We start from the raw sequence: 14785 nt of genomic DNA, 5'->3' as shown, positions 1-14785 counted from the left end.
GCATCGCAGAAAAAATGAATCAGCGCACGTTACATGCAATTGATCGCTGTTCAATGGGTTTCGGCGACATTTGGCAGCCTGTTATGCTCCCTGACCTGCTCGTGAATCATGGATTCCCTGCATGCTCCCCAGCCTGCCCCTGCTGCTGGCCCTGCCGTTCCTCATGGCAGTGGCTGTCGCAGCCTTCCCCCGTAGTTCGCGCTCGACTGCTGCCTGGCTGGCGGCGCTGGCGCCGTTGGGCGGGCTGGCGATCCTCGCCTGGCTGACCCCATCGGTGCTCGACGGCCAGGTGGTGCGGACGATGGTTCCGTGGCTGCCGCAGATCGGCCTGGACTTCACCCTGCGCCTGGATGGTCTGGCCTGGATGTTCGCCGGGCTGGTGCTGGGCATCGGTGCGCTGGTGGTGCTGTATGCGCGCTACTACCTGAGCCCGCAGGACAGCGCACACCGCTTCTATACCTACCTGTTGCTGTTCATGGGCGCCATGCTGGGCATGGTGCTGTCGGGCAACCTGTTGCTGCTGATGATTTTCTGGGAAATGACCAGCATCAGCTCGTTCCTGCTGATCGGTTTCTGGTCGCATCGCCAGGACGCCCGCGAGGGCGCGCGGATGGCGCTGGTGATCACCGGCGGCGGCGGCCTGGCCCTGCTGGCCGGCGTGCTGCTGATCGGCCGCATCGTCGGCAGCTTCGACCTGGACGTAGTGCTGGCCGCCGGTGAGCAGATCCGCGCCAGCGCGCTGTACCCCTATGCGTTGTTCCTGGTGCTGGCGGGCATCTTCACCAAGAGCGCCCAGTTCCCGTTCCACTTCTGGCTGCCGCACGCGATGGCCGCGCCCACCCCGGTGTCGGCCTACCTGCACTCGGCCACCATGGTGAAGGCCGGCGTATTCCTGCTGGCGCGCCTGCATCCGGCGTTGGCCGGCAGCGATCTGTTCTTCTACACGGTCAGCGGCATCGGTGCGATCACCCTGCTGATCGGTGCCTGGAACGCGATCTTCCAGCATGACCTGAAGGGCCTGCTGGCCTATTCGACGATCTCGCACCTGGGCCTGATCACCCTGCTGTTCGGCCTGTCCACGCCGATGGCGGTGGTCGCCGGCGTGTTCCACATCCTCAACCACGCCACCTTCAAGGCCTCGCTGTTCATGGCCGCCGGCATCATCGACCACGAGACCGGCACCCGTGACATGCGCAAGCTCGGTGGCCTGCGCAGGCTGATGCCGTTCACCAGCGCGCTGGCGATCATCGCCTCGCTGGCGATGGCCGGCATCCCGCTGCTCAATGGCTTCCTGTCCAAGGAAATGCTGTTCGCCGAAGCGCTCTCGGCCGGTGGCACCGACACCATGCGCACGGCGGTGTCGATCGCCGCGCTGCTGGCCGGTGTGTTCGGCGTGGCCTACAGCCTGCGCTTCGTGCACGACACCTTCTTCGGCAAGGGCCCGCATGGCCTGGACCGTGTGCCACACGAGCCGCCGCGCTGGATGAAGGTGCCGGTGGAGATCCTGGTGGTGATCTGCGTGGCGGTGGGTATCGCCCCGGCACTGACGGTGGCGCCGGTACTGCACGCGGCGGCGGCCTCGATCCTCGGCAGCGCGATGCCCGAGTACAACCTGTCGATCTGGCATGGCTTCAACCTGCCGCTGGCGATGAGCGCCGCGGGCGTGGTCGGTGGCGTGGCCCTCTACTTCGGCCTGCGCAAGCTGATCGACCTGCATGGGGTAACCAACACCACGCCGGGGCGCAACGTCTTCCACCACCAGCTGGACCTGCTGTCGGCCGGTGCGCAGCGGTTGACCGCCGGCATCGCCAACGGCAGCCTGCAGCGCATGCTGCTGGGCTTGGTGCTGGTGGCGATCGTGGTCGCCGCTGCGCCCTACATCGCCAACCCGGCCTCGCCGGAATGGACCAAACCGCAGCCCATCCCGCTGCTGGGCTGGGCACTGTGGCTGGTGATGATGTCCTGCGCGGTGGCGACGCTGCGCATGTACAAGCAGCGCCTGCTGGCGGTGCTGCTGGTCGGCGGTGTCGGCCTGATGGTGGCGCTGACCTTCGTGTTCCTGTCCGCACCGGACCTGGCACTGACCCAGCTGCTGGTGGAGATGGTGACCTTGGTGCTGATGCTGCTGGGCATGAACTACCTGCCCGCACAGTCGGGCCCGGAGCGGCCGCGCTGGCGCAAGCACCGTGATGCGCTGATCGCGATCGTGGCCGGTGCCGGCCTCGGCGCGCTGGCCTACAGCGCGATGACGCTGCCGCCGAACACCATGGCCGGCGAACTGCTTGCCCGCGCACTGCCCGAGGCGTACGGCCAGAACGTGGTCAACGTGATCCTGGTCGACTTCCGCGGTTTCGATACCTTCGGTGAGATCACTGTGTTCGGCATTGCCGCACTGGTCGTGCATGCGCTGCTGCGGCGTACGCGGATGGCGCCGGAGCAGATCATGCCCGGCCCGCCGATCAAGCTGCCGGTGCCGGCCGATCTGGCCCAGATCATGTTCCCGCTGACCCTGACGGTCTCCATCTTCCTGTTCCTGCGCGGCCACAACGCGCCGGGCGGGGGCTTCATCGCCGGCCTGGTGCTGGCGGTGCCACTGCTGATCCAGTACGTGATCCAGGGCACCGCGTCGGTGGAATCGCGCTTCGGCTTCGACTACATCCGCTGCATCGGTACCGGCCTGCTGATCGCCATCCTCAGTGGTGGCGCCTCGATGCTGTTCGGCGTGCCGTTCCTGACCAGTGGTCACCTGGACCTGCACCTGCCGTTGATCGGTGATGTACCGCTGGCCAGCGCGATTGGTTTTGATATCGGCGTGTACCTCGTGGTGTTCGGTGGCGCGATGCTGATGCTGTCGATGATGGCCACCGTCAAACCCTCGCGGACGCGCACCGCGCGCAAGGGCGAGATCGACCTGCAACGCCGCTCGGCACGAACGGGGGAGATGCACTGATGGAACTGGCCCTGGCCTCTGCGATCGGCGTGCTGACCGCCATCGGCATCTACCTGCTGCTGCGCGCGCGCAGCTTCGATGTGATCCTCGGAATGACCTTCCTGTCCTACGCCACCAACCTGCTGATCTTTGCCGGTGGCCGCGTGGTGCAGGGCAAGGCGCCGGTGCTGCAGGAAGGCGTGGAGAGCCACCTCGGCAACTACACCGATCCGCTGCCGCAGGCGCTGGTATTGACCGCGATCGTGATCGCGTTTGCGATGACTGCCGTCAGCATCGTGCTGGCCATGCGCAGCCGCAGCGACAACCACAGTGACCATGTGGACGCACACGAGCCGGACGACGATGCACCGCCGCGCCGTGGCGAGGACCGCGCATGAATCATCTGGTGATCCTGCCGATCCTGGTTCCGCTGCTCGGCGCTGCGCTGTCGCTGTTCGTTGAACACCGCCGCTATGGGCCGAAGGTGCAGCGTGCCGTGGCGTGGACCTCGCTGGCCGCGCTGGCGGTGGTGGTCGGCCTGTTGTTCGCCGACACCGCCGGTGGCGACATCCGCGTGTACCTGCTGGGCGACTGGCCGTCGCGGCTGGGCATCGCGCTGGTCGCCGACCAGCTGTCCGCATGGATGCTGCTGACCACCCTGCTGCTGGCCATTCCCTGCCTGCTGCATGCGTGTTCAGGATGGGACCGCCGCGCACCGCACTTCCATGCGCTGTTCCAGTTCCAGCTGGTGGGCCTCAACGGCGCCTTCCTGACCGGCGACATTTTCAACCTGTTCGTGTTCTTCGAGGTGATGCTGATCGCCTCCTACGGCCTGCTGCTCAGTGGCGGCCGTGGCCTGCGCATGCGCATCGGCCTGCACTACGTGGTGTTCAACGTCACCGCCTCGACCCTGTTCCTGATCGCGCTGGGCCTGCTGTACGCCTCGCTGGGGTCGTTGAACATGGCCGAGCTGTCGCAGCGCATTGCCGAGGTGCCGCCGGCGCAGCTGACCCTGGTGAAGGCGACGATGGGCCTGTTGCTGCTGGTGTTCTGTGCCAAGGCCGCGCTGATGCCGTTGTACCTGTGGCTGCCCGAATCGTATGCGCGTGCACCGGCGGCGGTAGCGGCGCTGTTCGCGATCATGACCAAGGTGGGCCTGTATGCCGTGCTGCGCATCCAGATGCTGTGGTTCGGCGAGGATGCGGGTGCGATGGCCGGCTACGGCCGCGACTGGCTGCTGTGGGCCGGTGTAGCGACACTGGTGCTGGGCGGCCTGGGCGCGTTGGCCGCAGCGCGCCTGCGCGTGCTGATTTCGTATCTGGTGATCGTCTCGGCGGCGACGCTGTTCATCGCCTTCTCTGTCGGCACGCCGAAAGTGCTGTCGGCCGGCCTGTACTACCTGCCGCACAGCAGCTTCGTCGCCGCCGCACTGTTCCTGGTTGCCGACCTGATCCGACGCCGCCGTGGCGGCGCCAGCGACCGCAAGGAAGTGATCGCACCGATGCCCGGCAAGGAGACCCCCGCCGTGCTGTTCCTGATTGCGGCGGTGTCGGTGGCCGGCCTGCCGCCGCTGTCCGGCTTCCTGGCCAAGGCCGCACTGTTGGCCGGCATGCCCGACCAGTACACCGGCGCGGTATGGACGGCAGTGCTGGTCAGCAGCCTGCTGGTCATCATGGGCCTGACCCGCGGCGGCATCCGCCTGTTCTGGCGCGTGCCGCTGCCTGATCCCGAGGCACCACCACCGCGCAAGGCACCGCTGCGCCGTGTCGAGCTGTTTGCCGCCTGCATCCTGCTGGCCTACGGCATCGGCATGACGCTGTTCGCTGCCCCGCTGATGCAGCACACCGACGCCATCGCCACCCAGCTGCTGCAGCCGGGCGATTACGTGCAGCAGTTGCGCGCGACCACGCCGGAGATCCGCCAGCCATGACCGCCAAGCGTTCCCCGATCCGCCGCCTGCTGCCCTCGCCCGCGCTGAGCGTGATGGTGGTGGTGTTCTGGCTGCTGATGTCCGACAGCTTCACGCTCGGCCAGTTCCTGCTGGGCCTGCTGCTGGGCGTGGTGATTCCGCTGTTCGCTGCGCGCCTGGACCGCGAGTTCGCCCGCATCGGCACCCTGCGGCCGCTGCCGAAGCTGTTGTTCGTGACCCTGTGGGACATCCTGATGTCCAACATCCGCGTGGCCATCCAGGTGCTGGGCCCGGAAAAGAACATCCACCCCGGTTTCATCTGGCTGCCGCTGGACATCGCCAACATCCACGGCATCGCCGCGCTGACCAGCATGATCACCCTGACCCCCGGCACGGTGTCGGCCGCACTCAGCGACGACCGCAAGTTCCTGCTGGTGCACGTGCTGCACCTGGAAGACCCGCAGGAGCTGATCGACACGATCAAGCGCCGTTATGAAGCCCCGTTGATGGAGATCTTCCCATGACTGGATTCCAGATCATCCAGACCACCCTGGTGGTATGCATGCATGTGGTCGGCCTGGCCATGCTGCTGGCCACCTGGCGCCTGCTGCGCGGGCCGACCGTGCCCGACCGCATCCTTGCACTGGATACGCTGTCAGTGACCGCCATCGCCGAGCTGATGCTGTTCGGCATGTACCTCAATTCGGCGATCTACTTCGAGGCGGCGTTGATCATCGCCATGCTCGGCTTCGGCAGCACGGTGGTGCTGAGCAAGTTCGTGCTGCGCCGGGACATCGTCGAATGATCACCTTCATCCAGATCGCGCTGTCGATTCTGCTGCTGTTCGGCTGCTTCTTCATCCTGGTCGGCGCGCTGGGGCTGGTGAAGCTGTCCACCTTCTTCAAGCGCCTGCACGCACCGACCAAGGCCAGCACGCTAGGCGTGGGCTGCGTGCTGGTGTGCTCGGTGTGTTACCACATCTTCCTGGGCCAGGATCCGCAGCCGCGCGAGCTGCTGATCACCGTGTTCCTGTTCATCACCGCACCGATCAGCGCGCACCTGATGGCCAAGGCCGCGCTGTCGCTGCTGATGGAAACGCGCCCCACTCTGCCGGGCAACGAGCGTGCGGAAGAAGAACAGCTGCCGCCGCCGGAACCGGAGCGGGAAGAGGAAACCACCGCGCGTTGACGGTGGGTGCCGACCGTTGGTCGGCACGACATTCGATCAGGCGGCGGTCAATGCGATTTCCAATCCCAACCAAGCCACGAACGCCCCCAGCAGCACCGCACCTTCGATGCGGCTGATGCGCAGGTCGCCGCGCAGCATCGGGTACAGCACCAGGGCGAACGCCAGCAGCGCCGGCAGTTCCAGGCGTACGAACGAAGCAGGCAGCGCCAGCGGCTGCATCAGCCCCATCGCACCGATCACCAGCATCAGGTTGACCACGCTGGAACCGAGCACGTGGCCCAGCACCATGTCGCCGTGACCACGGCGCGCTGCCGCGACGGCGGCTGCCACCTCCGGCAAGGCGGTGCCGATCGCCACCGGCAACAGACCGACCAGCAGCGGCGTCCAGCCCAGCGCAGCACCGAAATCAGCGGCAGCACCGACCACCAGGCGCGCGCCCCAATACAGCGCCAATGCGGCAATCAGCACGCGCAGCACATTCAAGGGCAAGCTGGTGCGGCTCAGTGCCGACTCGGCGATGATCGCCTGTACCTCGGCGCTCTCATGGCGCCCGCGTCGCAGCAGCAGGAACTGCACCACCACGAACCCGGCCACCAGCACGCCAGCCTCCCAGCGCAGCAGGCGGCCATCGAGCCCGAACACGATCAGCAGCAGGCCCGCGGCCAGCAACGCCCACCACAGCACCGTCTGCAGGCGAGCACGCAACAACAGCGGCGCGGCAATGGCAGCCATTGCCAGGGTCAGGCCAAGGTTGACCACGCTGCTGCCGACGGCGTTGCCCAAGGCCAGCTCCGGCTGGCCCATCACCAGTGCGCGGGCGTTGACCGCCAGCTCCGGCAGCGAAGTAGTGATGCCCAGCAACAGCAGGCCGGCGGTGAATGCGCTGGCACCGAAGCGCTGCGCCAGGCCGGAAACGGCTTTGACGATGGAGTCCCCGCCCAGGGCCAGCAACAGCAGGCCGAGCAGGAACCAGGCAATGGCAATGGCGATCATCGAGCACTCCCCAGCGGTCGTGGCGCGATTCTACGCTCGGCCCACCCGCTGCGGGTGAGCCGAGAAGGGTGGATCAGCCGCAGCCTTCGGCGTAGTCCACCTGCGGGGTCCTGCCGACCCGCCAGGCGCCGACCTTGCCGTCAGCGCCGAGGGCGAAATCGATGATCGCCGCGCCCTCCTGCGCCGGGCGCACGCGCAGGTGCTGGGCCTTGTCGTCGTACTTGTCCGGGCCAACGTCGGCGCGCTCGGGATAGAGCACCTGCAGCTCGCCGAGAGTCATGCCGACGCGGCCGCCACCGGGGGCGACGATGGACGGGCTGCGTACGTCGTAGCGGACCAGCTTGCGCGCCTCGAACATCAGGCGCGGGTCTTCGGCGTCCTGCGGGCGCAGGAAGTAGCAGCCTTCATTGGCATCGTCGGCAGGCAGCGGCTTGCCGGCGGCATCGGTACCCAGGCCCTGCAACGGCGTGCCGAAACCACTGCGGACCTCGGCGATGCCGGCGCCCAGCGTGGCACCGCCGAAGCCATCCAGGCGTGCCGGGCTGTCGCGGCGCGGGTCCACCGGCGAAGCGGTGGCCAGATCGGCGTCGGCGGGGACGGAGGCATCCTTCGCCGGTGTGGTGGCGGCGGCAGGTGCGTCCGCCGCGGCAGTTTCGGGACTACGGTTGCAGGCGGCCAGCGACAACAAGAGCAGGCCGGCAATCGGGAGGTGCTTCATCGGTGCGGATCCTTGGCACAGGGTGGGTGCACGCTACCCCAGCGCGCGTGCACGCGCTGCATTGTCATCGCGGTTTCATCGCCCTCATTCAGGCTGGGCAAGCACCGACTTGGCTGTCCTCCCCATGCAACCGCGCAAGACCGACCTCGCCCGAACCGCGCTGCAGGCCCACCGCGCGCCGCTGGACATGCGCCAGCGACGGCTGCTGATCCTGTGCGATGGCCAGCGCAGCATCGCCGAGCTGACCGCACTGCTGGGGCAGGACGCGGCAGCGATGGTGATCCAGCTGATCCAGGCCGGATATCTGGTGACCGGCGCGGACGCCGCCGTTTCCACGCAACCTGCGCCGAGTGTGGCTGCTGCCACTCTGGCGCCCTCAGCCGCCGCAGCGTCCGCCGCGCCAGTCGAACGACGCCGCTCGCTGGTCGCCGCGCGCATCTATGTGCTGGGAATCCTGGAGATGCAGCGGCATCCCAACGCAGCGGCGTTGTTCCGCGACCTGCAGCAGGCGCGCGCGGAAGGCGAGGTCCTGCGGGTGATGCAATCGGCGCTGCAGGTGCTGCCGGCGCTGACCTCGGAAGGCTACTGCCAGCGCGTGCGGCAGCGGCTGATGGAGGCATTGCCGGTGGAGCATTGCGGCGCGTTCGCGGCCATCGCCTGATCCGGCGAACAGCATCCACGCATGGCGTGCATCTACTGCATCACGAACCCCGATGGGTCCACGCCGCGCGATATCGCGCCACCGGTAGATCCACGCCATGCGTGGATGCGGACGATCAACGGAAATTGTTGCGCAGGCCGTTCCAGCACTGCTGGTAATCGCCCTGGCGGTGGCCCGCGGCCAGCGCCTGCGCGGTCGGGCGGATCACCCCACGGGTCTCGAACATGAAGGCCATGGTGTCCTTGATCACGTCCGGCTTGGACAGATCGGCACTGGAGGCCTTGTCGAAGGTCGGCGCATCCGGACCGTGGCCACTCATGCAGTTGTGCAACGACGCACCGCCCGGAACGAAGCCTTCGGCCTTGGCGTCGTAGGCACCATGCACCAGGCCCATGAACTCGCTGGCGATGTTGCGGTGGAACCACGGCGGGCGGAACGTGTTCTGCGCCACCAGCCAGCGCGGCGGGAAGATCGCGAAATCCATGTTGCTGGTGCCCGCGGTATCGCTGGGCGAGTGCAGCACCAGGAAGATCGACGGATCCGGGTGGTCGTGGCTGATCGAGCCGATGGTGTTGAAGCGGCGCAGGTCGTAGCGGTACGGTGCGTAGTTGCCGTGCCAGGCGACCACGTCCAGCGGCGAATGATCGATCGGCGCACGCCACAGGCGGCCGTCGAACTTGGCGATCAGCTCGAAATCACCGTCGATGTCTTCGAACGCTGCATGCGGGGTTTCGAAGTCGCGCGGATTGGCCAGGCCGTTGGAGCCGATCGGGCCCAGGTCGGGCAGCTTCAGCAGCGCGCCGTAGTTCTCGCAGATGTAGCCACGGCTCGGACCATCAGGCAGCTCGACACGGAAGCGCACACCACGTGGAATCACCGCGATCTGCTGCGGTTCGATTTCGATCACGCCCAGCTCGGTCAGCAGCCGCAGGCTGCCCAGCTGCGGCACGATCAGCAGCTCGCCGTCGGCGTCGTAGAAGTAGCGGCCAACCATGTCACGGTTGGCGGCGTACAGATGGATACCAACACCGGCATGCGCATCAGGCGAACCGTTGCCGCCCATCGTGTACAGGCCTTCGACGAAATCGGTCGGCAGCTCCGGCAGCGGCAGCGGGCTCCAGCGCAGCTGGTTCGGCGAAGCGGGCTGCGCACCGAAATCGCCCTGCAACTGCGATTGCGCGAACGGAGTGAACTCGCCATGGGTCACCGCCGGGCGGATCCGGTACAGCCAGCTGCGGCGGTTGCTGCCGCGCGGTGCGGTGAAGGCGGTGCCGGTCAGCTGCTCGGCGTACAGGCCATGGGCCACCTTCTGCGGCGAATTCTGGCCGACGGGCAGTGCACCGGGCACGGCCTCGCTGGCGAACTCGTTGCCGAAACCGGACTGGTAGCCGCGGGCGGTGATGGCGCTGGACATGGGGGGCTCCTGGGTACGGCGGGACCGGAACGGAAAGCAGCCGAGCATGGCTCGGCTCTACAGATGGGCAGGCGCCGGGACTGGCCCGGCGCTACCGAAGACCTTACAGCACGCCGCGACGGATCTGGTCGCGCTCGATGCTCTCGAACAGCGCGGTGAAGTTGCCTTCGCCGAAGCCTTCGTTGCCCTTGCGCTGGATGATCTCGAAGAAGATCGGGCCGATGCAGTTCTGGGTGAAGATCTGCAGCAGCTTGCGCTGATGGGTTTCCGGGTCGGCGTCGATCAGGATCTTGTTCTTCGCCAGGCGGGCGACGTCCTCACCGTGGTTCGGCACGCGCTGGTCGATCACGTCGAAGTAGGTCTCCGGCGTGTCGAGGAAATCCACGCCCTGCGCGCGCATTGCTTCAACGGTCTCGTAGATGTTCTCGGTGAAGCAGGCGATGTGCTGGATGCCCTCGCCCTTGTACGCGTCCAGGTACTCATTGATCTGGCTCTTCGGATCGGACGACTCGTTCAACGGAATGCGCACGATGCCGTCCGGCGCGGTCATCGCCTTGGACACCAGACCGGTCTTCAGGCCCTTGATGTCGAAGTAACGGATCTCGCGGAAGTTGAACAGGCGCTCGTAGTAGTCCGACCACTGCTGCATGTTGCCGAAGTACAGGTTGTGGGTCAGATGGTCGATGAAGGTGAGGCCGAAGCCCTTCGGGCGCAGCTCGGCGCCGGCGATCAGCTCGTAGTCGCCATCGAAGATGCTGCCGGCATCGCCGTAGCGATCCACCAGGTACAGCATGCAGTCGCCGATGCCCTTGATGACCGGGGCGTTGACCGCCTTGCTCTCCGGCTTGAAAGCGATGGCTTCAGCGCCATTGCCCAGCGCGGTCTGGTAGACCTCCGCACCCGGCTTCTTGAAGCGGATGGCGAAGCCGCAGGCGCATGGGCCGTGCTTCTCGGCGAAGTCGGCAGCGAACGAATCGGGGTCTTCATTGACCAGGAAGTTGACGTCGCCCTGGCGATAGACGGTAATCGGACGCTGCTTGTGCTTGAGCACCGCGCTGAAGCCCATCTTGCGGAAGTACTCGTGCAGCTCGGCACCACGGCCGGCCGGTGCGGCGAATTCGACGAACTCGAAGCCGTCGATGCCCATCGGATTTTCGAAGGTGGTGACCTGCATGCCGGGGTTGGGATGCGAGGCGGACGGGACTGCGGTATTCATGGCGTGGCTCCGAATCGGTGCCGCATCGGCACAAACCAGGTGCGGGCGGGGTTGGACCCGGCGAGAATGCAGGGTACGGACCCAACACTTATAGTTACACTTGAAACCACCAGCAAGGTGCACCGCAACATGAGCCCCGCCGATCCCGCTTCCACCCGCCTGCGTGCCTCCCACGTCCTGCTCGACCTGGAACAGTTCCTGCCGTACCGGCTGAGCGTGCTGTCCAACCGGGTCAGCGGCAACATCGCCAAGCTGTACGGCGACCGTTATGGCCTGGCCATCCCGGAGTGGCGGGTAATCACCATCCTGGCGCTGTACCCCGGCTCGTCGGCCAGCGAGGTCTCCGACCGCACGGCGATGGACAAGGTGGCGGTCAGCCGCGCGGTGGCCCGGCTGCTGGAGCGCGGTTTCATCAAGCGTGAGACGCATGGCGATGACCGGCGTCGTTCGGTGCTGGCGCTGTCGGCGGCGGGGTTCGAGGTGTACGAGACGATCGCACCGATGGTGATCGAGATCACCCGCAAGCTGATGTCGGTGCTGAGCGAAGAAGAGGAGCAGGTGCTGGAGAAGCTGATCCTGCGCCTGGCCGGGGATGGCCTGGAGCGGATGGGCGAAGGGGTCTGACCCCTTCGGGGCGGCGCCCACCCCGCCGCTCTTGGTAGGTGTCGACCTTGGTCGACACATGGACCCACGCCAAGCATGGATGATGTCGCGGGCTGCGCTGTGAGGGATCCGGCGCGCTCCATTGATGACGTGCAACGCGCGGTGTTCATGGCCCGCCGACGAACGGTCTTTCGGCCGGGTTCGACTCGACTTGTCGCGTTTACCACCTGATGTTTCGGCATCGGGCCGGTAGAGTCCTGGCCGACAGAGCGGTTGTATCGAAATTCGCGCATCGAATGGCATTGCCTATTGGACGGCCGGTCCCATCGGCCCGAGGGTAGGCGCGCAGCGGAACACCGCTGCCGGGGTTGAAAGCCCGATGATTCGAAGGAAACCACGCCGCACCCGTCGCCGTCCTTCGCGGGCGGCGGCGACTCGCGCTGCCCTGCTTTGGCGGGCGGTGCGTGGGGCCGCATGGCCGCCGTTCTTCCTTCGGATCACGGTCTTTCAACCACGCATCGCCTGCCGCCTTTCCGGCGGCCTCTCCCCGGAGCTTCGCCATGACACGCCCCAATCACCCCACCACCGAGCCCATCGACCGCGAAGCCGACCTGCAACGCATCGATGAGGCGTTGGCCACGTTGGAAACGGTCACCCAGGCGTGGTTCGAACATCAGCGCCTGAAGGCCTGCCAGCCGGGCCTGCTGCTGTCGTTGAACCGGCTGCTCGACCTGACCAGTCTCGCCAAGGGCTATGCCAGTGCGCTGCGGGTGATTGCTGAACCCTGACCCTGCTGGAAGGCACCTCATGGATGACACACCGCCCCTCACCCTGCCGCATACCCACGATCTGCTGGCTGATATCCGGGCACTGATATCCACGGCCCGCGCCGGGATGGTGAGGACCGTCAATGCCGAACTGACGCTGCTGTACTGGCGCATAGGACGTCGCATCCATGTCGATCAGATGGGTGGACGCCGGGCACGCTATGGAGAGGTCCTGTTCAAGCGCATCGCCAGGATACTGTCTGCCGAGTTCGGCGGTTCGTTCGGTGAAAAGAGCCTGCGCAGGATGGTGCAGTTCTCCATCGCATTTGCCGACGAGCAGATTGTCGTATCACTGCTACGACAATTGAGCTGGACCCATTTCATCGCGCTGATCCCGCTGTCTGATCCGCTCAAGCGCGACTTCTACGCCCAGATGGCCAGCACGGAAGGCTGGAGCGTCCGCATGTTGCGCCAGCGCATCGACTCGATGCTGTACGAACGTACGGCACTTTCCAGCCAACCCGAGCAGACCATTGCCAATGAGCTGTCGGCGTTGCGCAGGAACCAGCAGCTCTCCCCGGGCCTGGTCCTGCGCGACCCGTACGTACTGGATTTTCTCGGGCTGAAGGAATGCTGGGACGAGCAGGAGCTGGAAGGCGCCATCCTGCGTGAGATGCAGGGATTCCTGCTTGAACTCGGGGCAGGCTTCAGTTTCGTCGCCCGCCAGAAACGCATCCAGATCGACGACGATGACTTCCATCTCGACCTGTTGTTCTATAACCGCCGCCTGCGCAGGCTGGTGGCCGTCGAATTGAAGATCGGTGACTTCAAGCCTGCGTACAAGGGCCAGATGGAGCTCTATCTGCGTTGGCTGGATCGGTATGAGCGAGAGGAAGGTGAGGAGGCGCCGCTGGGCATCATCCTTTGCACAGGCAAGAAGGCAGGCCAGATCGAGTTGCTGGAACTGGACCGCTCAGGCATCCATGTGGCGGAGTACCTGACATCCCTTCCCTCCCGGGAAGTCCTCAAGCAACGGCTGCAGGCCGCCACGGAGCGTGCACGGCAGCGCATGGAGTTCACTGCTGCAGAGATCGACCGTTAGGGGGTCAACAGATCCACATCACGCGCGGATGGCCCACGCACTCAGCTCAGATGCTTGCGCCGCGCATGGATCCACGGCACCGCCAGCGCGCCGATGGCACCCCCGGCAAAGCCCAGCGAGGCGGCAACCGTGGCCGCTTCAACCGCCCCCGGCAGTGCCAGCGCAGCGGTGACCAGCAGCAGCGATGGCAGGCCAACAAACGTCCCAAGGAAGAACGGCCAGCGCGGCGACCAGGTGTTCAGCTGCAGCAGGCTGACCGGCTGCCATGCCTCGGACGAGGCGTCTTCGGCGATCTTGGCGACCACTCTGCCCAGATCCACTTCCGGCAGCAGCTTGCCCGGACGCGCGGCGGCAATCGCTTCGGCCACGGCTTCAACGGGCGGGAAGCTGCCCGGCCACGCCACCGGAGCAGGCACGCCATAGGCGGTCAGCAGTGGCACGCTCAGCCACGGCGCAACCAACGGGCGCAACCTGCGCCGGCCATGCACGCACCAGATCTGCGGCTGGCCGTGCGCGGTCACGCTGTACAGCGCCAGCTCGCCCGGTGGCGGGTAGCCCAGCATGGTCACCCGCGCCGCCAGGCTGTCCTGGTCCATCGCACGCAGGAAGCCGGGGCGGCTGCGCCCTTCCTGCATCCAGGCCAGGCCCAGCGCGCCGACCAGATAGGCCTCGGCAACATCCTTGCTGCCCGCGTTGGCGCGGTCATCGCTGGCCAGGTACCAGGCCAGTGACTTCGGTTCGGGTACATCGACCAGGCCCCAGCGGCTGTCATCGCCCAGCACGTGGCGCACCGGCAGGCGGGCCGGTGCGGTCTCACCTCGCTCGGCGGGCTGCAGGAACGGCAGCACGCCCTGCACGAAACTGGACAGGTCGATCGCGCGCACGCCGTTGCCGTGCCATTCCGGTGGCAGCAGACCGGCCAATTGCCCTTCGGCGGCCAGTCGATCCAGCCGCGCCTTCTGTTCCACCAGCTTCTGCACCGCGCCCTTCAGCACCACGTTGTCGGGCAAGGCGATCTGCGGCAACCGATGCCGCGGCGGTGCGAGTTCAAGCGTTGCTGCGCCGGTGCCGGTGTCATCCAGCAGGGCTTCCTGCGGTGGCAGGCTCACGCCATCGCCTGCTCCGCCTTCGGCCAGTTCAGTGGCAGGTTCGTGCAGACGTTCGGCGTGATCGCTGTGCATGGGCGTTCCGTTAGGTTGCATCGACGGGTCGTCGACTGAAGTCCTTGCCGGTAACGGCGTGCGCACGCTGAAGTTGAGATGTGGAGTCGGAGAGTGTGACGGCG

Annotated in this window: 15 protein-coding genes; 10 read left to right on the top strand and 5 right to left on the bottom strand. The window is 66.4% G+C overall.

The annotated features are described in order from the left end of the window. The first annotated feature begins 121 nt into the window (after window positions 1-121). From HFK18_RS06525 to HFK18_RS06500, 6 genes are read left to right on the top strand one after another with little or no spacing between them, the layout of a single operon-like run. Window positions 122-2950, top strand: a complete 2829-nt coding sequence (locus tag HFK18_RS06525; RefSeq protein WP_180165216.1) for a monovalent cation/H+ antiporter subunit A — start codon at window positions 122-124, stop codon at window positions 2948-2950. Continuing rightward, window positions 2950-3327, top strand: a complete 378-nt coding sequence (locus HFK18_RS06520; RefSeq protein ID WP_025874601.1) for a Na+/H+ antiporter subunit C — start codon at window positions 2950-2952, stop codon at window positions 3325-3327. Before HFK18_RS06525 ends, HFK18_RS06520 begins: the two co-directional genes overlap by 1 nt. Then, window positions 3324-4859, top strand: coding sequence for a monovalent cation/H+ antiporter subunit D (locus tag HFK18_RS06515; protein WP_180165214.1), 1536 nt, complete (start codon window positions 3324-3326; stop codon window positions 4857-4859). Before HFK18_RS06520 ends, HFK18_RS06515 begins: the two co-directional genes overlap by 4 nt. After that, window positions 4856-5362 (top strand): Na+/H+ antiporter subunit E, encoded by a 507-nt coding sequence (locus tag HFK18_RS06510; RefSeq protein WP_025874599.1) that lies wholly within the window; start codon window positions 4856-4858, stop codon window positions 5360-5362. The genes HFK18_RS06515 and HFK18_RS06510 overlap by 4 nt, the downstream gene beginning before the upstream one ends. Continuing rightward, window positions 5359-5643: a K+/H+ antiporter subunit F gene (locus HFK18_RS06505; protein WP_025874598.1), complete on the top strand. Its 285-nt coding sequence runs from the start codon at window positions 5359-5361 to the stop codon at window positions 5641-5643. The genes HFK18_RS06510 and HFK18_RS06505 overlap by 4 nt, the downstream gene beginning before the upstream one ends. Next, the gene (locus HFK18_RS06500; protein WP_089237394.1) at window positions 5640-6026 is read left to right on the top strand and encodes a Na+/H+ antiporter subunit G; all 387 of its coding nucleotides are present in this window, start codon (window positions 5640-5642) and stop codon (window positions 6024-6026) included. The genes HFK18_RS06505 and HFK18_RS06500 overlap by 4 nt, the downstream gene beginning before the upstream one ends. Window positions 6027-6062: 36 nt before the next feature. Here the strand turns inward: HFK18_RS06500 and HFK18_RS06495 are convergent, their stop codons facing one another. Together HFK18_RS06495 and HFK18_RS06490 are read right to left on the bottom strand one after the other, a co-directional pair. After that, entirely contained in the window at window positions 6063-7019 is a 957-nt protein-coding gene (locus tag HFK18_RS06495) for a sodium:calcium antiporter (RefSeq protein ID WP_180165212.1), read from the bottom strand. 73 nt (window positions 7020-7092) lie between these two features. Then, window positions 7093-7737, bottom strand: a complete 645-nt coding sequence (locus HFK18_RS06490; RefSeq protein ID WP_180165210.1) for a hypothetical protein — start codon at window positions 7735-7737, stop codon at window positions 7093-7095. Window positions 7738-7861: 124 nt separating this feature from the next. On the opposite strand from HFK18_RS06490, the gene HFK18_RS06485 reads away from it, so the two are divergent. Further along, window positions 7862-8398: a hypothetical protein gene (locus HFK18_RS06485; RefSeq protein WP_180165208.1), complete on the top strand. Its 537-nt coding sequence runs from the start codon at window positions 7862-7864 to the stop codon at window positions 8396-8398. A 115-nt stretch (window positions 8399-8513) separates the two neighbouring features. On the opposite strand, the gene hmgA is transcribed toward HFK18_RS06485, so the two are convergent. Beyond that, window positions 8514-9812 carry a homogentisate 1,2-dioxygenase gene (hmgA, locus tag HFK18_RS06480; protein ID WP_180165206.1) on the bottom strand — a complete coding sequence of 433 codons (1299 nt, stop codon included), beginning with the start codon at window positions 9810-9812 and terminating at the stop codon, window positions 8514-8516. Window positions 9813-9915: 103 nt separating this feature from the next. Beyond that, window positions 9916-11028: a 4-hydroxyphenylpyruvate dioxygenase gene (gene hppD, locus HFK18_RS06475; protein WP_170919610.1), complete on the bottom strand. Its 1113-nt coding sequence runs from the start codon at window positions 11026-11028 to the stop codon at window positions 9916-9918. Between the two features lie 129 nt (window positions 11029-11157). On the opposite strand from hppD, the gene HFK18_RS06470 reads away from it, so the two are divergent. The 3 genes from HFK18_RS06470 (at window position 11158) to HFK18_RS06460 (ending at window position 13500) form a co-directional block, all read left to right on the top strand. Then, window positions 11158-11652 carry a MarR family winged helix-turn-helix transcriptional regulator gene (locus tag HFK18_RS06470; protein WP_050815698.1) on the top strand — a complete coding sequence of 165 codons (495 nt, stop codon included), beginning with the start codon at window positions 11158-11160 and terminating at the stop codon, window positions 11650-11652. Between the two features lie 539 nt (window positions 11653-12191). Further along, a complete protein-coding gene (locus tag HFK18_RS06465; RefSeq protein ID WP_100462157.1) occupies window positions 12192-12419 on the top strand; it encodes a hypothetical protein in 228 nt (75 codons plus the stop codon). A gap of 19 nt (window positions 12420-12438) precedes the next feature. Next, window positions 12439-13500, top strand: a complete 1062-nt coding sequence (locus HFK18_RS06460) for a PDDEXK nuclease domain-containing protein (protein ID WP_180165204.1) — start codon at window positions 12439-12441, stop codon at window positions 13498-13500. A gap of 41 nt (window positions 13501-13541) precedes the next feature. Here the strand turns inward: HFK18_RS06460 and HFK18_RS06455 are convergent, their stop codons facing one another. Beyond that, entirely contained in the window at window positions 13542-14681 is a 1140-nt protein-coding gene (locus HFK18_RS06455) for a hypothetical protein (RefSeq protein ID WP_180165202.1), read from the bottom strand. Window positions 14682-14785: the final 104 nt, after the last annotated feature.

Source organism: Stenotrophomonas sp. SbOxS2 (genome assembly GCF_013416715.1).
GTDB lineage: Bacteria > Pseudomonadota > Gammaproteobacteria > Xanthomonadales > Xanthomonadaceae > Stenotrophomonas > Stenotrophomonas lactitubi.
The sequence above is the reverse complement of the archived record's forward strand: the minus strand, read 5'-3'. Positions and strand labels throughout refer to the sequence as shown.